This is a genomic window from Bacillus sp. BSL6, assembly GCF_052928345.1.
In genome coordinates, this window is sequence record NZ_JAVGCW010000001.1 from 627522 (window position 1) to 646369 (window position 18848).

An 18848-nucleotide genomic window follows, 5' to 3' on the forward strand; every position below is an offset into this window, starting at 1 on the left:
GGAGAATTATGAAAGCAATTATTTTTGATTTTGATGGATTAATTGTGGATACAGAAACAATATGGTTTCACTCTTTCAGAGACGCCGTTCGTGAGTACGGTGGAGATTTACCTTTAGAGGAATTTGCAAAATGTATTGGAACGACAGACGATGTACTGTATGAATATTTAAATGAGCAGTTAAAAGAGAAGTTTGATAAGTATGCATTAAAAGAAAAAGTGAAAAATTTACATAAAGAGAAAATGAAAATACCAGAAGCTCGTGACGGGGTAAAAGAATACTTAGAAGAAGCGAAAGAAATGGGATTAAAAATCGCATTAGCTTCCAGTTCCTCTAGAGAATGGGTTATTCCTTTTTTGGAAGAACTACAAATTCGAGATTATTTTGAAGTCATTAAAACGAGAGAAGATGTTGAGAAGGTAAAACCAGATCCAGCACTTTACCGAGTAGCAATAGAAGATTTAGGGATAGATTCGTCTGAAGCGGTTGTATTTGAAGACTCGTTAAACGGATTAAAAGCAGCGATTGCAGCGGGATTAACGTGCGTTGTTGTACCGAATGATGTGACACGTAATTTACCATTTGTAAATCATCATCTTCGAATTGAAAGTATGAAAGATAAAAGTTTGAAAGAAGTACTGCAAAATATAAAGAAAGACCGTATTTCCTAAAAGGAAGCACGGTCTTTCTTTTTGTTTTTTTTACCTTCAATGACAGTTAAATGAGATTGTTTTCTTTTTCGCTTTAAAGAAGAAAGATTCCCTTTTTTCCCTTTGTCATTAGAAGCGTTTGATTTAAAGAAAGAATTGCTTAGGGGTGCTACATTTTGTTTCCCATGCTTGCGGCTCGATTGTTTTGCAGCGCGCTTATATGAGCTTTGCGAATTTGCTGAACCGCTAGAGTTTGTAAACATTTTGTAGAGTAAATAAAAGATACCAACGACAGCCAACATGATACCAATATTTCTTAACACTCCCATTGGATCTGTAATGACAGATGAAACAAGGCCGAATATTGCTAATCCGATAATAAGCACAAATATAGCGAAAGTAAACGAACGACCGTTCATAAGGAACACCTCCTAAAAACATATATTAAAATTAGTATATTAACGATGAGGAAAGGAGTTGAACACCATTTTTAAATAATTATTGTTTGTTTTCTAAACGTAATAATTCTTCAAACGATGCAATGGCTACTTCCACTTGATCATCGGTTGGTTCTTTCGTTGTTAATAGTTGTAGCCATAATCCGGGATATCCAAGTATGCGTAATACTGGAATATCGCGTAATCGATTCGTAAATTGTAACACTTCAAAAGAAATGCCGAGCACGACTGGAATTAATAAAATTCGGTTTACCACTCTGGCCCAAAGTGGATCTGTAGGGACAAGGAAATAAACAAACATTCCAATAATGACTGTAAATATAATGAAGCTACTGCCACAACGATAATGAAGGCGAGTTTGTTTTTGAACATTTTCTACAGTCAATGAAAGATTATTCTCATAGGCATTAATTACTTTATGCTCCGCACCATGGTACTGAAATACCCGCTTAATGAGTGGCGTTAAAGAAATAAAGTATATATAGCTCAATAATAACATGAGCTTAATGACACTTTCGACAATGATTTGCCCTGTATGAGATGGGAAAATCGGTCTCGTTAATTCAGCTAGTAATGCAGGAACTGCTGTGAAAATGACTTTACCGAATATGAAAGATAAAACGCCAACTGCTGCAACTCCTAATACCATCGTTAACTTCGATTGTTCTTCTTTTTTATTTGCAATTTGTTCGTCTTCTTCTGGGTGAACATCAAATCGTTCTGAAGCAAAGTTTAAATGTTTTGCCCCGTTCGCGCTTGCATCCACAATAGCGGCAATCCCTCGTAAAAATGGAATTTTTTTTAGGATAGATAATGCTTTATTACGAACGCGTGGTAATCGATAAAATTCAATCGATTTATCTTTACGACGAACCGCTGTAACAGTATATTCTCTACCGCCAAACATAACTCCTTCTATGACTGCTTGCCCGCCATATATTTGTTTTGACTCTTCTGCCATGTTAACACCAACCTGTATTTGTTTCTCTCTTATGTAGAAAAAGAGGCAATTGTCATACTGGGTTCTGTCATTTTGAAATAAGACAATCACCGAGTTTCCTTTATTTTATCGACAAATACAAGTATATGACAAGGAAAAATGTTACGAGAGTCGGACATTTCTTATTCTTTTTATAGACAAATTTCGCAGTATTTAAACATGGTTCAAAATAGTTTCGGGCATACTATTGAGCGGAGGTGTCGATGTGAGTCAAGAACAATTAGGAACAAGGAATTTTGTACAAATTGGTTTATTTGGTGGACTCTTTTGGGGAGGGATATGGTATTTCCTTCATATATTTTCATTTACGGAAGCGGGACCGAACTATTTATTATTACCATTTGCCTTTGGAAGCTGGAAAGAAGGGGTATGGGGCAATGTGTCAGGAATTGTTTGTATGGCACTACTCTCGATTTTAATTGCCTTTTTATATAAAGCGTTTTTGGCAAAGTTTGAAGGAGTTCTTCCAGGGATGATTTATGGTCTATTTTGGTGGGCGTTACTATTTTTCGGAATGGGGTTAATAGCGCCTGCTATTAAAAGTGCACTCCATTTACCGAAAGAAACAATTGTGACGACGATATGCATTTTTATATTGTATGGTGTGTTTATAGCATACTCTGTTTCCTATGCAGTAAATACAAATAAAGCTGGGCGAGAAGGGGAAGAGAAGACAAACTATTCAAACAAGTAACTCCTATGTTAAAATGTTGTATAGACATTTAATATTAAGGAGTTTTAAGCATATGAAAAAGGTACTCCTCGTAAACGGTCCTAACCTAAATCGCCTCGGTGTCAGAGAGGTAAATGTATATGGAAAGGGCACGCTAGCGACACTTGAAGCAGATATGAAGCAAGAAGCAGAAACAATGGGAGTGGAGTTAGAATGTTTCCAATCGAATCATGAAGGTGCGATTATCGATCGTATTCATGAGGCGGAAGATATATATGAAGGGATCATTTTAAATCCTGGAGCATTTACGCATTATAGCTATGCGATTCGAGATGCAATTGCGAGCATTTCGATTCCTGTTATTGAAGTACATATTTCTAACATTCACCAGCGTGAGTCGTTCCGTCACGAATCTGTGACGGCAGCTGTTTGTGCGGGACAAATTGTTGGATTTGGTTTTTATGGCTATAAGTTAGCGTTATTTGCATTAATGGAGAAATTGAGGGAGGCATAAAGTAATGGAGAAAATCGAAAGATTAAGAAGTGCATTTGATGAGGCTGGTATTGACGGTATTTTGTTAACAAATGAACATAGTCGCAGATATATGGCTAACTTCACAGGAACAGCTGGTGTTGTACTCATTTCGAAAAAACATGCTCGATTTATTACAGATTTCCGTTACGTAGAGCAGGCTAGTAAACAAGCGGTTGGATACGAGATTGTACAGCATGCGGGATTAATTATCGATGAAGTTGCAAAGCAAGTGAAAGAATTAGGAATTCAAAAGCTTGGCTTTGAGCAAGATACTCTTACATATAGTTCTTATTCAGCTCATAAAGAAGCGATCGATGCTGAATTTATCCCAACTTCTGGGCTTGTAGAAAAGTTACGCTTGATAAAGACTGATTCAGAGATTAAGATATTAAAGGAAGCTGCACAGATTGCAGATGCTGCCTTTGAACATATTCTATCATTCATTCGCCCGGGAGTATCTGAAATTGAAGTGTCAAATGAACTTGAATTTTTCATGAGAAAACAAGGAGCAACATCTTCTTCGTTTGATATTATCGTTGCTTCAGGTCTTCGTTCGGCATTACCGCACGGCGTGGCATCTGAAAAAGTGATAGAAACAGGAGATTTCGTTACATTAGACTTCGGCGCTTATTACAAAGGATATTGCTCTGATATTACTCGTACGATTGCAGTTGGTGAACCATCTGATAAATTGAAAGAAATTTATAATATCGTTTTAGAAGCACAATTACGTGGTGTGAACGGTATTAAAGCTGGTTTAACTGGCCGTGAAGCGGATGCGTTAACGCGTGATTACATAACGGAAAAAGGATACGGTGAATACTTCGGACATTCTACTGGTCATGGAATCGGTCTTGAAATCCATGAAGCACCAGGTTTAGCATTCCGTTCTGATACAGTACTTGAACCAGGTATGGCTGTAACAGTAGAGCCAGGTATTTATATTCCAGGTATTGGCGGCGTACGTATTGAAGATGATATCATTGTGACAAGTGAAGGTAATGAAGTAATTACGAAATCACCAAAAGAACTTATTATTTTGTAATACACAGGAGGATTTTTTTACATGATTTCAGTAAACGATTTTCGTACAGGTTTAACAATTGCAGTGGATAATGGCCTTTGGCAAGTACTTGATTTCCAACACGTAAAGCCAGGTAAAGGTGCTGCATTCGTTCGTTCTAAACTACGTAACCTTCGCACAGGTTCTGTTCAAGAGAAAACATTCCGTGCTGGTGAGAAAGTAGAAAAAGCACACATCGAAAACCGTCGTATGCAATACTTATACGCAAGCGGTGAGTCTCACGTATTTATGGATAACGGAACTTATGAGCAAATCGAACTTGGTGAAAAACAAATCGAGCGCGAGCTTAAATTCCTAAAAGAAAACATGGAAGTATCTATTATGACTTACCAAGGCGAAGTACTTGGTGTTGAACTTCCAAACACAGTTGAATTACAAGTTACAGAAACAGAGCCAGGTATTAAAGGTGATACTGCTTCTAACGTAACAAAACCAGCTACATTAGAAACTGGCCTTGTTGTACAAGTACCAATCTTCATTAACGAAGGTGAAACACTTATCATCAACACTGGTGAAGGTAAATACGTTTCTCGTGCATAGTAGAAAAGCACTCGTGATTATCACGAGTGCTTTTTTATAGAAAATAGGGCAAATAATAAATAGTAGTTATTATAAAACTGAAAGCTGTAAGACTAGCAGCACCTGTTGTGTAAGGACCCCATGTCATTTGAAAAGGTTTTACTGTACCTGTTTTATATATAGTGTGATCAATGTTGTTATTTTGGCTTATATTTAAAGCAACGAGCCAAATTGCCCCGAATATCGCTAAACTACCAAGGAAAAAGGCCTCCATAAATGACCAGCCGACCAGTAATGAAAAAAGATAAATAAGAGCTAATTCTACTACAACTGTTAAACTAATTTTTAATACCTTCATATTTTCCCCTCCTCATTCTGTAATTCCAACCATTTTAAAAATTTTTCACGTGACACGACGTGCAGAGAGCAAGGTGACCTTACTTCTTTCTCTAGTGCAGCGTGTTCGTCTGGAAATTTGTTTTCCACATGCAATGAAATATAAGGTAGTTTTTCTTGTGCTTTTAAAGAGCGAATATTATTCGTTTTAGCACCAGCAAATACATAGGAAAGTTGTAAGTCTAAAAAAGCAATCTTAAAAATTTCTTTTTTTGCAGCCTCATTATATCCTTTTCCCCAGTATGGATAGCCGAGCCAGCTGCCAATGTGAGATTGTTTCTTCTCGTAATTAATATGTTTAAGTGCGGTGAGACCGATTATTTCGTTTTCTTCATTTACAATCATTCTCGATAAAGACCTCTTTTGGCGCTCTTCTTCTATTGCGAAAAGAAGGAATGCTTTCGTATCTTCGATTTTTTCTACCTTTATTCCTAAAGCGTTTTTTACATGTGAATCACTGGATAGCTTAAAAATCACATTTGCATAGCGTAAGTCGAGTGGTACTAAGGTAACGTGTTGCATCGTCTATACCCCTTTTAAATTAAATATACCATAATATACCATAAAAAATAAGAATATTCAGACTAGATAAAGACGATAGAGAAAAATTATGTTTTTACTTCTGAAATAGACAACCTCTGCATATGGTTGTACAAATATATTCTTTTTGGAGTGCAGCACTAGTAACCGTTATGGGAGAAGGTGGGAGAATGAAACAGTGGCTAGCGGCAATGGAAACGTCCGTGCTTGTAATGGGGTTACTTCGGTTGTTTTCAGGTAGCGCGGAAATATTCGCCGCTTTGCTCATGCTTTATGTGAATGATGCGAAGAAAGCATTGTTTATAAATGGTATGTTGGCGTTTGTTGGACCGACCGTATTAATTTTAACAATGACAATAGGTATAGCGAGTGTGGCAAGTGAGATTTCTTTTTTGAAACTCTTTTTTCTAGCGCTTGGAATTGGCTGCATTTTTATCGCGTTGTTGAAATAAGTAAGCCAGGTATAGTGGGGAGAAGCTGATGAAAGAAGTATTAGAAGTTTTACCGAAAACGATGAAGCAGTTAGTGGAAAGTTGTAAGCAGTACGATGCTCTAGAGGAAATCCGTGTTCGAATTGGAAGACCGCTAGAGTGTATTGCTCATGGTGAAGTGTTTTTTTATGACTATATCGTTACAGCAGAGGATGCTATTTACTTATTGAATAAATTAAGTCAATTCTCAATTTATACGATGGAAGAGGAATTAAAGCGTGGGTATGTGACACTCCGAGGAGGTCACAGAATCGGCTTAGCAGGGAAAGTCATTACAGAAAAAAGCGCAGTGAAAATGATCCGAGATGTCTCTTCCTTTAATATTCGTATTGCTCGCCAAAAAATAGGAATTGCTGAACCGCTTTTGCCCTATTTGTATGAATCACGATGGTTAAACACGATGGTAATTGGCCCGCCGCAAACGGGGAAAACAACACTTTTAAGAGATGTAGCACGTTGCATGAGTCAAGGTGTAAGTGCTTCGAAAATACCTTCGTGTAAAGTAGGGATCGTTGATGAACGGTCAGAAATTGCTGGCTGCGTGAAAGGAATTCCGCAATATGATTTTGGCACACGAGTAGATGTGTTAGACGCATGTCCAAAAGCTGAAGGAATGATGATGATGATTCGTTCTATGAGCCCAGATATATTAATTGTGGATGAAATTGGTCGTAAAGAAGATAGTGAAGCAATTATGGAGGCAGTACATGCAGGGGTTCAGCTTTTTATAAGCGCACATGGCTTTTCTTATGATGATGTTGTGAAACGCCCATCACTAAAGGCAGTGCTAGAGCTCGGCATTTTTGATAGGTTTGTGGAATTGTCAAAAGCAAGAGGGCCAGGAACAGTTATGCAAGTGAAAGATAAGAATGGGAAATCGGTATTATCTCATAGAAAGGCTGAGGGCGTATGGTGAAAATATTTGGTGCAGTGTTAATCGTTGCGGTCAGCACCTTCTTCGGGTTTTCATACGCTAAAAGATATAGTGAGAGGCCAAGGCAACTTAGATTATTAAAAGCGGCACTTCAATCACTAGAGGCAGAAATTATGTACGGGCATACACCTTTGTCTGAAGCCGCTGAGCGATTAGTAAAACAAATGCCGAAGCCGTTAAATTGGATATTTCAAAGTTTCGCTAGCAGGCTAGAAAGCGGAGAACAAACAGTAAGAGAAGCTTGGATAGATAGCTTGAAAGAAAATTGGAAGCTAACAGCATTTCAACAAACCGAGTATGAGATTTTGCAGCAATTTGGTGAAACGCTCGGACAACATGATCGTGAATCACAACAAAAACATATTCGGTTATGTATTACACATTTAGAGAGAGAGGAAGAAGAAGCGAAAGCATTACAGCTGCAATATGAAAAGATGATTAAGAGCTTAGGAGTACTAGCGGGGCTACTTATCGTAATTTTACTGCTATAGGGGGGAGAAAGGCGATGTCCATTGATGTTGGATTAATATTTCAAATCGCCGGAATCGGCATTGTTTTAGCTTTCATTCATACTGTACTAAAAGAATTAAAGCGTGAGGATATTGCAAATTGGGTTATCCTCGTCGGTTTTGTCGTTATTTTATTTCATGTCGCATTTTTAATTAATACACTATTCGACAAGATTAAAAGTGTCTTTCTCTTCCAGTAAAGGGGGCGGTTCGAATCGAGATTATACAAATTGTCGGATTAGGCCTCGTTGCTACGTTTTTAGCGGCTGTATTGAATCAGCATAAATCTAGCATTACGTCATTATTTATTGTGTTCGTAGGTAGCGTAATGTTTCTTCTTTTAATCGATCAAATTCACGCTATTTTACAAATGATTGAGAGAGTAGCGAGTGAAGCGAAAGTTAGCAACGTATATGTAGAAACGTTACTGAAAATTATTGGGATTGCTTATATCGCTGAGTTTGGAGCGCAAATTACAAAGGATGCAGGGCAGGGGGCAATCGCTTCGAAAATTGAATTAGCTGGAAAGATTTTAATTCTCGTTATGGCGATCCCTATTTTGACGGTTGTAATTGAAACTATTCTCGGATTTTTACCGACGGGATAAGGGGGAGTGAATGTTGAGGGGGTTTGGAGCTAAGCTGCTATTTGCTTGCTTCCTTTTCTTTTCTTTACCGGTTGTTGTACAAGCTTCTCCTGTAGAAACAAACGTCGTTGATCAACAATTGGATAAGCTCGGAATTGAAGATGTGAAGCAATTTTGGGACGGGCTTGTTACAAAATATGGAGGTTACTTACCAGAGAGTCAAAAAGGTAGCTTTATGGAGTTTGTAAAGGGAGAAAAAGAAATCTCTATAAAAGAGTGGATGCTAGGTTTATTAAAGTACTTATTTCACGAACTTGTTGCAAATGGGAAACTACTCGGAACGCTCATTATGCTCACAATTTTTAGTGCATTGTTGCAATCACTGCAATCTGCATTTTCAAAGAGTAGCGTAAGCAAAATAGCCGATGCAGTTGTATATATGGTACTAATTATTTTCGCTTTAAATAGCTTTTATGTCGTTATGACATATGCAAGAGAAACGATACAAACAATGGTAGATTTCATATTAGCGTTATTGCCTATCTTGCTTGCACTCATAGCGACAGGTGGTGGTGTTGTATCCGTATCGTTTTTTCATCCGATTATCATCTTCTTAATGAATACGAGTGGGCTTTTGATGAATTATATCGTTCTACCACTTTTATTACTTGCAACGATATTAAGTATTGTAAGTACGATGAGTGATCAATATAAAGTTACGAAATTGTCCAAGCTTCTGCAAAACGTTAGCGTCGGGATTATCGGTATCTTTTTAACGATTTTTTTAGGCGTATTATCTGTACAAGGAACAGCGACAGCTGTTGCGGATGGAATCGCTGTGAAAACAGCTAAATTTGTAACAGGAAACTTTATTCCCGTAGTAGGAAGAATGTTTACAGAGGCGGCGGATACAGTTATTAGTGCGTCGGGATTATTAAAAAACACAGTCGGAATTATCGGACTCGTCATTCTATGTTTAATTGTCGCTTTTCCAGCGATTCAAATTTTTTGCATTGCATTTATTTATAAGTTCGCAGCAGCAGTATTGCAACCAGTTGGCGGCGGAGCAATTATTCAATGTTTAGATATCATTGGACGGAGCATCATTTATGTATTTGCTTGCTTAGCTATCGTATCGTTTATGTTCTTTTTAAGTATCACAATTATTATTGCTGCGGGGAACATTACACTTATGATGCGGTAGGAGGTGAAGGGTATGCAATTTGTTACAGAGTGGATTAGAAATATTATCGTTTTTTTACTCTTAGCGACAATGCTTCATCTTATTCTTCCAAATTCCAATTTGCAAAAGTACGTTAAATTCGTTGTAAGTCTATTATTAGTTGTTTTAATTTTAACGCCTCTATTTAAACTATTGCAAACAGATGTAAATGAAGTAATCGCAAATTTTAATGAAGAGAAGTACGTAGCAGAAGGATCTGTAAAAAATTCAATAGATTCGAAGAAAAAAGAAATACAAGCTCTAACACGTGCATATAGTTTAGAAGAGATGGCTACCAAAATGAAAAAAGAAGTAGGAAAAGAGTTTGAGAAACAGTATGGTATGTCAGTCTCTGAAATACAAATAGTCGCAGCGGAAAGCACAGCGGAAGTAAAGTCAGCGAAAGATATTCAATCTGTTGTTGTGACGTTGAAAGAAAAAGAACGTAGTAAAAATGATGCAATCGAAACAGTAAAACCAGTTGAAATTAATACGAAAGAACCACCGAAAAAAGTAGAGGAAACGAATGGAGAAATGAAAGACTTCTTTTCAAGCAGGTGGCAACTAGAGAATAAACAAATCCAAGTTCAAATGGAAGGGAGGACAGGTAGAGTAAATGGACAATAAAGATAAAAATTCGAAGTTCTCATTTTTTCGAAACTTATTGAATGGAGATGAAAAAGAAAGTAATGAGAAGGGAAAAAAGGTAACACCTAAGTTCTTACTTGTCCTACTCATACTTGGAATGTTGCTTATGTTTTCTAGTAGTTTCTTTTCAAGTAAAAAAGAAGAAGTACCTGTATTTAAAGAACAAAAAACTCAAAACCAAGAAAAAGACGTACCAACTTTTGGACAAAAAAATAATGATAATATGTCAAATGTAGAAAAATATGAAAAAGCGTATGAACAAGAATTAAAAGCAGCCTTAGAAGAAATAGCAGGAGTAAAAGATGTAACGATTAATGTAAATTTAGACTCATCAGAGGAAAAAATATTAGAAAAAAATACAGTGAAACGTTCACAAACAACAGGTGAAACAGATAAAACAGGTGGCAAGAGGGAAGTAGAAGATGAGTCTCTTGATGAAAAGACAGTCATTATACGTGAAGGGGATAAAGAAACTCCCGTTGTTTTACGAACAGAGAAACCGAAAGTGCGAGGTGTTCTTGTCGTAGCAAAGGGAGTGGATAATATACAAGTTAAAGCGATGGTAAAAGAAGCTGTCATACGGCTACTAGATGTACCAGCCCATCGCGTTTCAGTTTCACCGAAAAATTGATAGGGAGGAAATAAAGTGTTAAAAAAACAAACGGTTTGGCTATTAACGATGTTAAGTTTAGTTGTTGTATTATCTGTGTATTACGTAACAACTCCAGACAAAATGAATACAGCATCGCCGGCAACAGGTGAAAAGATTGGACAAGAAAAACAAGGTACTGATAAAGCAGTAACAAACGAAGCACCTAAAGAAACGCCTAAAAAAGAAAATACAAACAAGGAAACATCAAATAAAGAAACAAACAAAGAAACAGATAAAAAAGAGAGTGCTACAAAAGAAACAAGCAAAAAAGAAGCTAACGTAACAGTTCAATCAAGTGATGAAAATTTCACAGCATTACGTATGCAAATGGAAGATCAGCGAAGTGAACAAAAAGCAAAATTACAAGAAGTGATGAGTTCAACAAAAGCTTCAGCAACAGAAAAGAATAAAGCGAAAGAAAATTTTGATGCAATCACTACAATGGAAACGAAGCAAGAATTACTTGAGACAGTAATTAAATCTCAAGGTGGATATAAAGATGCCCTTGTAAGAGCCGATGGAACTGACATTAAAGTAACTGTAAAAGCAGCAAAACATTCACAAAAAGAAGCGAATAAAATTATACAACTTGTAAGAAGTGAAGGCGGATCAAAAGATGTAGGTGTAAAATTTGATCCACCAACAAAATAAAACGAATAATCCGCGGGGAATTCCTCCGCGGATTATTCGTTTTTAGTAATCGGATTGTTTGAAAATAGTTAGATAAAAATAATAATAGAAAAAAGCTATCATTTTCGATAGCTTTTTTCTGTTTCGTCTTTGTTTTTACTATGTTCAACTCGGAACGGAGAAATACGTTGTGAGTAAAAGATTAGCGGTTCATGGTAGTGATGATTACTTTTTCCGGATTTGACGTGGATGAAGAGAACGAATGCCCAGACTATTACGGCAGGTAAGAAGAGAATGAGCCATATCATATGTCCACACCTCGATACGATATATTTTCTACACTTTGAACATACTATTCTTATATGAAGGAATGATGAACGACGTGTAAACAAAAAAATAATATTTGGTAAAAATACGTTATTGACTATAGATGTGGCGAAGGGTAGAGCGGGAATGGGGTGTTTACTGTGTACAGTTTTGAATAAGTAGTGGATGTTTTTTAGGAAGTGGTCTTGCCAATTTCATGTGAAACTTGGTATTATTACTAGGTATTAAGTTTTTAATGGGATAACATTTTTACAGGAATTTCGATTTATTATAAAGAAATATAAATTGGAATGTTTAAAAAATTTATCGTAAGATGGAAATAGTAACTATTTCTATTAGTAAATGAAATGCATTTTCTAATAGAGTACATCGTATTTTTACAGTCAATCTAGTTTTTAGTGACGAGAAATCTGTAAAAACGGGACAAACAAGAGTATGGGAGTGGATTTTACATGTTTAAAATTCAAGAAGTTCGTGAATTAATTAAATTAATTGATAGCTCTAATATTGATGAATTTGAATACAAAAAAGATGGTACGACAATCAAAATGAAAAAGCGTGGTAATGAAGTTGTTGCGGTGCAAGCACCTGTAGCAAAACAAGCCGTGCAACCAGTAGCACCTGTTGAAGTTGAAACAACAGTAGCGGCAGCACAAGTGGAAGTGCCAAAACAAGAAGAGAAAAAAGCTGTTCAGAATGAAAACCTACATAAAATTACATCACCAATGGTAGGTACATTCTATTCTTCTTCTTCTCCTGATACGCCTCCATATGTAAGTGTTGGGGATAGAGTATCGAAAGATTCTATCGTATGTATTGTCGAGGCTATGAAGTTATTTAACGAAATCGATGCAGATGTAGATGGAGAAATTGTTGAGATTCTTGTTAATAACGGACAGCTTGTTGAGTATGGACAACCGCTATTTCTTGTAAAAGCGTAATAAGGGAGTCTTTGTGATGATAAAAAAAGTATTAATAGCCAATCGTGGGGAAATTGCTGTACGAATTATTCGTGCTTGTAAAGAAATGGATATTGAAACAGTCGCAATTTATTCAGAAGCAGATAAAGAGTCACTTCACGTACAAATTGCTGATGAGGCGTATTGTGTAGGACCAACGATTTCGAAAGAAAGCTATTTAAATTTGACGAACATTATTAGTGTTGCGAAGTTAACAGGCTGCGATGCAATTCATCCAGGATACGGATTTTTAGCAGAGAATGCAGATTTTGCAGAGTTATGCCGTGAGTGTAACTTAATTTTTATCGGTCCAAGTCCAGAAGCTATTTCAAAGATGGGCACAAAAGACGTTGCTCGTGATACAATGAAAGAAGCAGGGGTTCCGATTGTACCAGGTTCACAAGGAATTATTAAAAATACCGAAGAAGCGATCGAACTTGCGAATCAAATTGGATATCCTGTTATTATTAAAGCGACTGCAGGTGGCGGCGGAAAAGGTATTCGTGTTGCGCGCCATGAAGAAGAGCTTGTAAAAGGAATTCAAATTACACAGCAAGAAGCTAGTACCGCTTTTGGGAACCCTGGTGTATACTTAGAAAAGTACGTTGAAGATTTCCGCCATGTTGAGATTCAAATAATGGCAGATACACACGGAAATGCCATTCATTTAGGAGAGCGTGATTGTACGATTCAGCGCCGCTTGCAAAAACTACTAGAAGAAAGTCCATCACCAGCACTTGATGAAAATGTGCGTAAGCAGATGGGTGAGGCGGCAGTTAAAGCGGCGGTAGCGGTTGATTATACAGGTGCTGGTACGGTTGAGTTTATTTATGAATATAAAACGAAAAGCTTTTATTTCATGGAGATGAATACGAGAATCCAAGTTGAGCATCCAGTTACTGAAATGGTAACAGGGGTAGACTTAATTAAAGAACAAATTCTTGTTGCTTCTGGAGAAAAGTTATCGTTACAGCAAGAAGAAGTACAATTTAATGGTTGGGCAATTGAATGCCGAATTAATGCGGAAAACCCTGCCAAAAAATTTATGCCATCTCCAGGTAAAGTAGAAATGTACTTGCCACCAGGCGGATTTGGTATTCGCGTCGATTCAGCTGTATATCCGGGATATTCAATCCCACCTTTCTATGATTCGATGGTTGCTAAATTAATTGTTCACGGAAAAACACGTGAAGAGGCAATTGCAAAAATGAAGCGTGCACTCAGTGAGTTTGTCGTTGAAGGCGTACATACAACAATCCCGTTCCATTTGCAATTGTTAGATCATCCTGATTTTGTAAAAGGTGAGTTTAATACGAAATTTTTGGAAGAGCATGAACTTGTGACGCAGTGATACATTAAAGGAGGTTTTTTTCATGGCTGAACATATGTTAGATATGGGTCAAGATACAACTCTTGGTAAAGTAGAAATTGCACCAGAAGTAATTGAAGTAATCGCAGGTATTGCAGCTGCTGAGGTAGAAGGCGTAGCGGCAATGCGTGGTAATTTTGCTACAGATGTTGTTGAGAAGTTAGGTAAGAAAAATCATGGTAAAGGTGTAAAGGTTGAATTAGCAAACGAAGATATTATCGTTGACCTTTATGTTGTAATGTATTTTGGCGTAGCAATTCCAGTTGTTGCACAAAAGATTCAAGACAACATTCGCCAAGCACTCTTTACAATGACAGGGCTTGAGCCAAAAGAAGTGAATGTTCACATCGTTGGCGTAACATTCGAAACACAAAAAACAGAAATCGAACCAGTGTAAGAATGAAAAAGGTGCCTAGTAACATAGGCATCTTTTTTATCGTTTCATTTCTTCACAAATTACAACCCTCTAATTATTATACTATTTCAAAAAATGAGAAATAAAAAAGAAAATGTTTCGTTTTACCAAAAAACGTACATTGTGATAAGATATGGAACTTGAAGTTAATCTTTTTATTATTTTTCAGCCTTGTAACCCGTGTGTGAAACGATAAATTGTGTTATTATCATTGTATTATAAGGTTGGAAAATCAATGAAAACTGTAAGAGTAAGTGAATTGACGGCTTATAAATTATAATAATATAACAAAGTATAAGGAAAGACTTGAAGCATAAAGGAGAGTTACAATGAAACGTAGGACGGCTAGAGAAAGAGCTATGCAAGCATTATATCAAATGGATATTACAGGTGAATTAGAACCGAAAGTAGCAGTGGAAAACACGCTAGATGAAGGTGAAGAAACAAATGAGTTTCTAGAATCACTTGTTGTAGGTTTTGTAGAAAATAAAGAAGTAATTGATGAAGCGATTCGTCAAAATTTAAAAAAGTGGAAGCTTGAGCGTATTAGTATTGTTGATCGCAGTATTTTACGTGTAGCTGTGTATGAAATGAAATACATGGAAGAAATTCCACACAACGTAACAATTAACGAGGCAATTGAAATTGCTAAAACATTTGGGGATGAGGAATCTCGTCGTTTTATTAACGGCGTTTTATCTAATATAAAAGATACACTGTAATTTCTTTAAGGGGGAATCTTAAAATGGTAGCAGTAATCATCAAAGGAAATGAAGTTGCGGAGAAAAAACGAGCACAATTAACAGAAGAAGTTGTGAAGTTGAAAGAGCAAGGGATTGTACCAGGATTAGCAGTTATTTTAGTTGGAGAAGATCCAGCATCTCGTTCTTATGTAAAAGGAAAAGAAAAGGGCTGTGAACAGGTAGGAATCTATTCAGAGCTAATTGAATTTCCTGAAACAATTACAGAGGAGCGTTTGCTTGCTGAAATCGATCGCTTAAATGGCGATGACCGCATTAATGGCATATTAGTGCAATTACCTTTACCAAAACATATTGAAGAAAAAGCTATCATTGAAAGAATTTCACCAGAAAAAGATGTAGATGGATTTCACCCAATCAGCGTAGGACGTATGATGACGGGACAAGATACATTCCTTCCATGTACACCGCATGGTATTGTAGAGTTAGTAAAAGAAACAAATCTTGATATCTCAGGAAAACATGTTGTAGTAATTGGAAGAAGTAATATTGTCGGCAAGCCAGTGGGACAATTGTTCTTAAATGAAAATGCAACTGTCACATACTGTCATTCTAAGACGCAAAATATGAAAGAGTTAACGAAATTAGCTGATATTTTAATCGTAGCAGTAGGACGACCTAAAATGGTAACAGCTGATTATATGAAAGAAGGAGCAGTTGTAATCGACGTTGGTGTAAACCGTTTAGAAACAGGAAAACTTTGTGGTGATGTTGACTTTGACAACGTGTTAGATGTTGCAGGTTACATTACACCTGTGCCAAAAGGTGTTGGTCCAATGACGATCACAATGCTTCTTCATAATACTGTTGAATCGGCTAAGCGTGCAGGTGTCGTTTGTAAATAATTTGAGTCGGCTATGAGGAGAGAGAAATGGAGAAACAATATTTAACCGTTACAGCGTTAACACGCTATATAAAAACAAAAATAGAATATGATCCGCATTTACAGTCTGTTTGGTTAAAAGGTGAAATTTCCAACTTTAAAAATCATAGCCGTGGCCACATGTATTTTACATTGAAAGATGAAAATGCAAGAATCGCAGCGGTTATGTTTGCGGGTCATAATCGTAATATTAAATTCAGACCTGAAAATGGGATGAAGGTACTCGTGAAAGGGAAAATTTCTGTTTACGAGGCGAGTGGTTCTTATCAAATTTATATTCAAGACATGCAGCCTGACGGAGTCGGAAACCTGCATTTAGCTTACGAACAATTAAAGGTTCGTTTAGAGGAAGAAGGATTGTTTTCTCAAGTTTATAAAAAAACAATCCCTCCTTATGCGAAAACAATAGGTGTGATTACGTCACCAACAGGAGCAGCGATTCGTGATATTATAACAACGATTAAACGTCGTTATCCAATTGGAAATGTTATTGTGTTTCCAGTACTTGTACAGGGGGAGTCAGCAGCTCCCTCAATTGTACAAGCGATCCGTACAGCGAATGAAATGGAAGGGATAGATGTCCTAATCGTTGGGCGCGGTGGAGGTTCTATTGAGGAATTGTGGGCGTTTAACGAAGAAATGGTTGCAAGAGCTATTTTCAAGAGTGAGATTCCTATTATTTCAGCAGTAGGCCATGAAACAGACTTTACAATTGCGGATTTTGTTGCCGATTTAAGAGCACCAACACCAACTGCAGCGGCTGAGCTGGCAGCGCCTAATATTATCGAGTTACAAGAAAAGGTATTACAAAGAACTCTAAGGTTGCAAAGAGCAATGAGAGAGTTAGTACATAAAAAAGAAGAAAAACTACAAGTATTGCAAAAATCTTATGCGTTCCGTTATCCAAGACAAGTATATGAGCAAAAAGAAGAGCAATTGGATAGAGCGTTAGAACAGCTTGTGTTAGCGAAAGAGCGCTATATTGATAAAAAGGTAAATCAGTTAAAACAGCTTTCATTTTATTTAGAGAAGCACCACCCATCTCAAAAAATTATGCAAACAAAGGTAGCAGTTGAAACATTGCAAAAGCAATTGCAACGTGAAATGCAAACGTTACTCCAAACGAAAGAATTTGCCTTTGTAAGAGCTGCTCAAAAGCTTGAAGCGCTAAGTCCGCTTAAAGTAATGATGAGAGGGTACGGGCTTGTATATGATGAAGAGAAGCAAGTGTTAAAAAGTGTGAAAGATGTTAGCCTTGGAGATGCTGTTTCAGTTCAATTACAAGATGGAATATTAGATTGTAGCGTATCAGGAATAGAGGAGCGTGAATTGAATAATGGAAAATAAATTAAGCTTTGAAGAGGCAATTTCGCAACTTGAGCACCTCGTTTCTAAATTAGAGCAAGGTGACGTACCTTTAGAAGAAGCAATTTCTTATTTTAAAGAGGGTATGGAATTATCTAAGCTTTGTGATGAGAAGTTGAAGAACGTACAAGAACAAATGGCAGTTATTCTTGGGGAAGATGGAGAGCTTGAACCGTTTACTGCTTTAGGAGATGAAGCATAGTGACAATTGCTTTTGATACTTTTTTGAAAGAAAGTAAAACTTTCGTAGAAGAGAAGCTTGTAAGCTATGCAAATGAATTACAATGTCCAAATGTACTTCGTGAAGCGATGGCATATTCTTTGGAAGCGGGTGGAAAGCGTCTCCGCCCGTTACTTTTATTTGCAACATTACAAGCGTTTGGTAAAGAAAAAAATCTTGGTGTAGGTGCTGCTTGTGCTCTTGAAATGATACATACATACTCGTTAGTTCATGATGATTTACCTTGTATGGATGATGATGATTTAAGAAGAGGGAAGCCCACAAATCATAAAGTATTTGGTGAAGCGATGGCAGTTTTAGCAGGAGATGGTTTGTTGACATATGCTTTTCAAGTTATTATGGCATATGAGCAAAAGGAAATCTCTGCTGAGAAAAAAGTAAGACTTGTACTTGAGCTTGCAAAGGCGGCAGGGCCAGAGGGAATGGTTGGCGGACAAGTAGCAGATATGGAAGCGGAAGGGAAACAGCTTACGATCGATGAGCTAGAGTATATTCATAAGCATAAGACTGGGAAACTACTTGAATTCGCTGTACTTGCAGGGTCGATACTTTCTAATGCCACAGAAGAACAGGAAGAAAAATTACTTGAGTTTGCAAAATATATCGGCCTAGCTTTCCAAATTCGAGATGATATTTTAGATGTGGAAGGAACTGAAGAAGAGATTGGAAAACCGATTGGTAGTGATGTTTCCAACGAAAAGAGCACATATACGACGTTATTTACTGTAGATAGAGCAAAGGATATTTTAGAAGAAACGATTGCAAAAGCAAAAGATGCTATTAGTTCCTTGCAATTACAAGATGAATATTTACTATCTATTTGCGATTTGATTGCAAAACGTAATAACTAATATAACAGCGTTTTCATTTGTTGAGTCATTCATCATTTTATGATATAAATGTAGGAAAAGGTTTTTCTTTTCTTGTTATTGGCAAAAATATATGTAGATTACATTGCCGTTATCACTTCGTGTTAGCGGCTATTTTTTTCATCGCCTAAA

The 18848-nt window shown here is 36.8% G+C and carries 26 protein-coding genes and 1 pseudogene; 22 read left to right on the plus strand and 5 right to left on the minus strand.

Annotated features, from left to right (window positions below):
* The first annotated feature begins 8 nt into the window (after positions 1 to 8).
* The gene (locus RCJ96_RS03500) at positions 9 to 671 is read left to right on the plus strand and encodes an HAD family hydrolase (RefSeq protein WP_139302738.1); all 663 of its coding nucleotides are present in this window, start codon (positions 9 to 11) and stop codon (positions 669 to 671) included.
* Here RCJ96_RS03500 and RCJ96_RS03505 read toward each other — a convergent pair.
* Positions 668 to 1069 carry an SA1362 family protein gene (locus RCJ96_RS03505; protein WP_001014446.1) on the minus strand — a complete coding sequence of 134 codons (402 nt, stop codon included), beginning with the start codon at positions 1067 to 1069 and terminating at the stop codon, positions 668 to 670. The two genes, RCJ96_RS03500 and RCJ96_RS03505, sit on opposite strands and share 4 nt — an antisense overlap.
* A gap of 79 nt (positions 1070 to 1148) precedes the next feature.
* Positions 1149 to 2069: a DUF1385 domain-containing protein gene (locus RCJ96_RS03510; protein ID WP_000807112.1), complete on the minus strand. Its 921-nt coding sequence runs from the start codon at positions 2067 to 2069 to the stop codon at positions 1149 to 1151.
* Between the two features lie 244 nt (positions 2070 to 2313).
* On the opposite strand from RCJ96_RS03510, the gene RCJ96_RS03515 reads away from it, so the two are divergent.
* From RCJ96_RS03515 to efp, 4 genes are read left to right on the plus strand one after another with little or no spacing between them, the layout of a single operon-like run.
* Complete coding sequence (locus tag RCJ96_RS03515) at positions 2314 to 2802, plus strand: YqhR family membrane protein (protein ID WP_316149319.1); 489 nt, start codon at positions 2314 to 2316, stop codon at positions 2800 to 2802.
* A gap of 52 nt (positions 2803 to 2854) precedes the next feature.
* A complete protein-coding gene (gene aroQ / locus RCJ96_RS03520; RefSeq protein ID WP_000757087.1) occupies positions 2855 to 3295 on the plus strand; it encodes a type II 3-dehydroquinate dehydratase in 441 nt (146 codons plus the stop codon).
* A 4-nt stretch (positions 3296 to 3299) separates the two neighbouring features.
* The gene (gene pepQ, locus RCJ96_RS03525) at positions 3300 to 4361 is read left to right on the plus strand and encodes a Xaa-Pro dipeptidase (protein ID WP_000411043.1); all 1062 of its coding nucleotides are present in this window, start codon (positions 3300 to 3302) and stop codon (positions 4359 to 4361) included.
* A gap of 21 nt (positions 4362 to 4382) precedes the next feature.
* Positions 4383 to 4940, plus strand: coding sequence for an elongation factor P (efp, locus tag RCJ96_RS03530; protein ID WP_000626512.1), 558 nt, complete (start codon positions 4383 to 4385; stop codon positions 4938 to 4940).
* A 34-nt stretch (positions 4941 to 4974) separates the two neighbouring features.
* Here efp and RCJ96_RS03535 read toward each other — a convergent pair whose 3' ends face one another.
* Positions 4975 to 5277 carry a hypothetical protein gene (locus tag RCJ96_RS03535; protein ID WP_074607140.1) on the minus strand — a complete coding sequence of 101 codons (303 nt, stop codon included), beginning with the start codon at positions 5275 to 5277 and terminating at the stop codon, positions 4975 to 4977.
* A pseudogene (locus tag RCJ96_RS03540) lies at positions 5258 to 5837 on the minus strand (GNAT family N-acetyltransferase). The gene RCJ96_RS03535 and the pseudogene RCJ96_RS03540 overlap by 20 nt, the downstream one beginning before the upstream one ends.
* Before the next feature lie 188 nt (positions 5838 to 6025).
* On the opposite strand from RCJ96_RS03540, the gene RCJ96_RS03545 reads away from it, so the two are divergent.
* Genes RCJ96_RS03545 through RCJ96_RS03585 form a run of 9 tightly spaced genes read left to right on the plus strand, consistent with a single transcriptional unit; the run spans position 6026 to position 11548 of the window.
* Positions 6026 to 6307: a YqhV family protein gene (locus tag RCJ96_RS03545; RefSeq protein WP_000816054.1), complete on the plus strand. Its 282-nt coding sequence runs from the start codon at positions 6026 to 6028 to the stop codon at positions 6305 to 6307.
* A gap of 28 nt (positions 6308 to 6335) precedes the next feature.
* Entirely contained in the window at positions 6336 to 7262 is a 927-nt protein-coding gene (gene spoIIIAA / locus RCJ96_RS03550; RefSeq protein ID WP_316149322.1) for a stage III sporulation protein AA, read from the plus strand.
* The gene (gene spoIIIAB / locus RCJ96_RS03555) at positions 7256 to 7771 is read left to right on the plus strand and encodes a stage III sporulation protein SpoIIIAB (protein ID WP_000238697.1); all 516 of its coding nucleotides are present in this window, start codon (positions 7256 to 7258) and stop codon (positions 7769 to 7771) included. The genes spoIIIAA and spoIIIAB overlap by 7 nt, the downstream gene beginning before the upstream one ends.
* 14 nt (positions 7772 to 7785) lie before the next feature.
* Positions 7786 to 7989, plus strand: coding sequence for a stage III sporulation protein AC (gene spoIIIAC / locus RCJ96_RS03560; RefSeq protein WP_000020914.1), 204 nt, complete (start codon positions 7786 to 7788; stop codon positions 7987 to 7989).
* Between the two features lie 23 nt (positions 7990 to 8012).
* Complete coding sequence (spoIIIAD, locus tag RCJ96_RS03565) at positions 8013 to 8396, plus strand: stage III sporulation protein AD (protein ID WP_077317075.1); 384 nt, start codon at positions 8013 to 8015, stop codon at positions 8394 to 8396.
* Positions 8397 to 8406: 10 nt separating this feature from the next.
* Positions 8407 to 9579 (plus strand): stage III sporulation protein AE, encoded by a 1173-nt coding sequence (gene spoIIIAE, locus RCJ96_RS03570; protein WP_000943695.1) that lies wholly within the window; start codon positions 8407 to 8409, stop codon positions 9577 to 9579.
* A 12-nt stretch (positions 9580 to 9591) separates the two neighbouring features.
* A complete protein-coding gene (gene spoIIIAF / locus RCJ96_RS03575) occupies positions 9592 to 10224 on the plus strand; it encodes a stage III sporulation protein AF (protein ID WP_001161050.1) in 633 nt (210 codons plus the stop codon).
* On the plus strand, positions 10214 to 10876 hold the full coding sequence (gene spoIIIAG, locus RCJ96_RS03580) for a stage III sporulation protein AG (protein ID WP_000368876.1): 663 nt from the start codon (positions 10214 to 10216) through the stop codon (positions 10874 to 10876). Before spoIIIAF ends, spoIIIAG begins: the two co-directional genes overlap by 11 nt.
* A 15-nt stretch (positions 10877 to 10891) precedes the next feature.
* Positions 10892 to 11548, plus strand: coding sequence for a SpoIIIAH-like family protein (locus tag RCJ96_RS03585; protein ID WP_000914701.1), 657 nt, complete (start codon positions 10892 to 10894; stop codon positions 11546 to 11548).
* Positions 11549 to 11646: 98 nt separating this feature from the next.
* Here RCJ96_RS03585 and RCJ96_RS03590 read toward each other — a convergent pair whose 3' ends face one another.
* Entirely contained in the window at positions 11647 to 11835 is a 189-nt protein-coding gene (locus tag RCJ96_RS03590; RefSeq protein ID WP_074607145.1) for a DNA recombination protein RecO, read from the minus strand.
* Positions 11836 to 12306: 471 nt separating this feature from the next.
* Between RCJ96_RS03590 and accB the strand changes: the two genes are divergently transcribed.
* The 8 genes from accB (at position 12307) to ispA (ending at position 18698) form a co-directional block, all read left to right on the plus strand.
* Positions 12307 to 12795 carry an acetyl-CoA carboxylase biotin carboxyl carrier protein gene (gene accB / locus RCJ96_RS03595; RefSeq protein ID WP_000472870.1) on the plus strand — a complete coding sequence of 163 codons (489 nt, stop codon included), beginning with the start codon at positions 12307 to 12309 and terminating at the stop codon, positions 12793 to 12795.
* Between the two features lie 16 nt (positions 12796 to 12811).
* Positions 12812 to 14164, plus strand: coding sequence for an acetyl-CoA carboxylase biotin carboxylase subunit (gene accC / locus RCJ96_RS03600; protein ID WP_000592876.1), 1353 nt, complete (start codon positions 12812 to 12814; stop codon positions 14162 to 14164).
* A gap of 22 nt (positions 14165 to 14186) precedes the next feature.
* Positions 14187 to 14579, plus strand: coding sequence for an Asp23/Gls24 family envelope stress response protein (locus tag RCJ96_RS03605; RefSeq protein WP_000807630.1), 393 nt, complete (start codon positions 14187 to 14189; stop codon positions 14577 to 14579).
* Between the two features lie 347 nt (positions 14580 to 14926).
* Positions 14927 to 15319, plus strand: coding sequence for a N utilization substance protein NusB (gene nusB / locus RCJ96_RS03610; protein ID WP_000830249.1), 393 nt, complete (start codon positions 14927 to 14929; stop codon positions 15317 to 15319).
* A 23-nt stretch (positions 15320 to 15342) separates the two neighbouring features.
* Entirely contained in the window at positions 15343 to 16203 is an 861-nt protein-coding gene (gene folD, locus RCJ96_RS03615; protein ID WP_000226728.1) for a bifunctional methylenetetrahydrofolate dehydrogenase/methenyltetrahydrofolate cyclohydrolase FolD, read from the plus strand.
* Positions 16204 to 16229: 26 nt separating this feature from the next.
* A complete protein-coding gene (xseA, locus tag RCJ96_RS03620; RefSeq protein ID WP_000415266.1) occupies positions 16230 to 17588 on the plus strand; it encodes an exodeoxyribonuclease VII large subunit in 1359 nt (452 codons plus the stop codon).
* Positions 17578 to 17808, plus strand: coding sequence for an exodeoxyribonuclease VII small subunit (xseB, locus tag RCJ96_RS03625; protein ID WP_000428423.1), 231 nt, complete (start codon positions 17578 to 17580; stop codon positions 17806 to 17808). Before xseA ends, xseB begins: the two co-directional genes overlap by 11 nt.
* Entirely contained in the window at positions 17808 to 18698 is an 891-nt protein-coding gene (gene ispA, locus RCJ96_RS03630) for a (2E,6E)-farnesyl diphosphate synthase (protein ID WP_000150362.1), read from the plus strand. Before xseB ends, ispA begins: the two co-directional genes overlap by 1 nt.
* Positions 18699 to 18848 lie beyond the last annotated feature (150 nt).

Excerpts from the sequence above, each read along its gene's own strand:
- RCJ96_RS03500 (WP_139302738.1), top strand. The coding sequence starts at position 9 with ATGAAAGCAATTATTTTTGATTTTGATGGATTAATTGTGGATACAGAA.
- RCJ96_RS03505 (WP_001014446.1), bottom strand. The coding sequence starts at position 1,069 with ATGAACGGTCGTTCGTTTACTTTCGCTATATTTGTGCTTATTATCGGA.
- RCJ96_RS03510 (WP_000807112.1), bottom strand. The coding sequence starts at position 2,069 with ATGGCAGAAGAGTCAAAACAAATATATGGCGGGCAAGCAGTCATAGAA.
- aroQ (WP_000757087.1), top strand. The coding sequence starts at position 2,855 with ATGAAAAAGGTACTCCTCGTAAACGGTCCTAACCTAAATCGCCTCGGT.
- pepQ (WP_000411043.1), top strand. The coding sequence starts at position 3,300 with ATGGAGAAAATCGAAAGATTAAGAAGTGCATTTGATGAGGCTGGTATT.
- efp (WP_000626512.1), top strand. The coding sequence starts at position 4,383 with ATGATTTCAGTAAACGATTTTCGTACAGGTTTAACAATTGCAGTGGAT.
- RCJ96_RS03535 (WP_074607140.1), bottom strand. The coding sequence starts at position 5,277 with ATGAAGGTATTAAAAATTAGTTTAACAGTTGTAGTAGAATTAGCTCTT.
- RCJ96_RS03545 (WP_000816054.1), top strand. The coding sequence starts at position 6,026 with ATGAAACAGTGGCTAGCGGCAATGGAAACGTCCGTGCTTGTAATGGGG.
- spoIIIAA (WP_316149322.1), top strand. The coding sequence starts at position 6,336 with ATGAAAGAAGTATTAGAAGTTTTACCGAAAACGATGAAGCAGTTAGTG.
- spoIIIAB (WP_000238697.1), top strand. The coding sequence starts at position 7,256 with ATGGTGAAAATATTTGGTGCAGTGTTAATCGTTGCGGTCAGCACCTTC.
- spoIIIAC (WP_000020914.1), top strand. The coding sequence starts at position 7,786 with ATGTCCATTGATGTTGGATTAATATTTCAAATCGCCGGAATCGGCATT.
- spoIIIAE (WP_000943695.1), top strand. The coding sequence starts at position 8,407 with ATGTTGAGGGGGTTTGGAGCTAAGCTGCTATTTGCTTGCTTCCTTTTC.
- spoIIIAF (WP_001161050.1), top strand. The coding sequence starts at position 9,592 with ATGCAATTTGTTACAGAGTGGATTAGAAATATTATCGTTTTTTTACTC.
- spoIIIAG (WP_000368876.1), top strand. The coding sequence starts at position 10,214 with ATGGACAATAAAGATAAAAATTCGAAGTTCTCATTTTTTCGAAACTTA.
- RCJ96_RS03590 (WP_074607145.1), bottom strand. The coding sequence starts at position 11,835 with ATGATATGGCTCATTCTCTTCTTACCTGCCGTAATAGTCTGGGCATTC.
- accB (WP_000472870.1), top strand. The coding sequence starts at position 12,307 with ATGTTTAAAATTCAAGAAGTTCGTGAATTAATTAAATTAATTGATAGC.
- accC (WP_000592876.1), top strand. The coding sequence starts at position 12,812 with ATGATAAAAAAAGTATTAATAGCCAATCGTGGGGAAATTGCTGTACGA.
- RCJ96_RS03605 (WP_000807630.1), top strand. The coding sequence starts at position 14,187 with ATGGCTGAACATATGTTAGATATGGGTCAAGATACAACTCTTGGTAAA.
- nusB (WP_000830249.1), top strand. The coding sequence starts at position 14,927 with ATGAAACGTAGGACGGCTAGAGAAAGAGCTATGCAAGCATTATATCAA.
- folD (WP_000226728.1), top strand. The coding sequence starts at position 15,343 with ATGGTAGCAGTAATCATCAAAGGAAATGAAGTTGCGGAGAAAAAACGA.
- xseA (WP_000415266.1), top strand. The coding sequence starts at position 16,230 with ATGGAGAAACAATATTTAACCGTTACAGCGTTAACACGCTATATAAAA.
- xseB (WP_000428423.1), top strand. The coding sequence starts at position 17,578 with ATGGAAAATAAATTAAGCTTTGAAGAGGCAATTTCGCAACTTGAGCAC.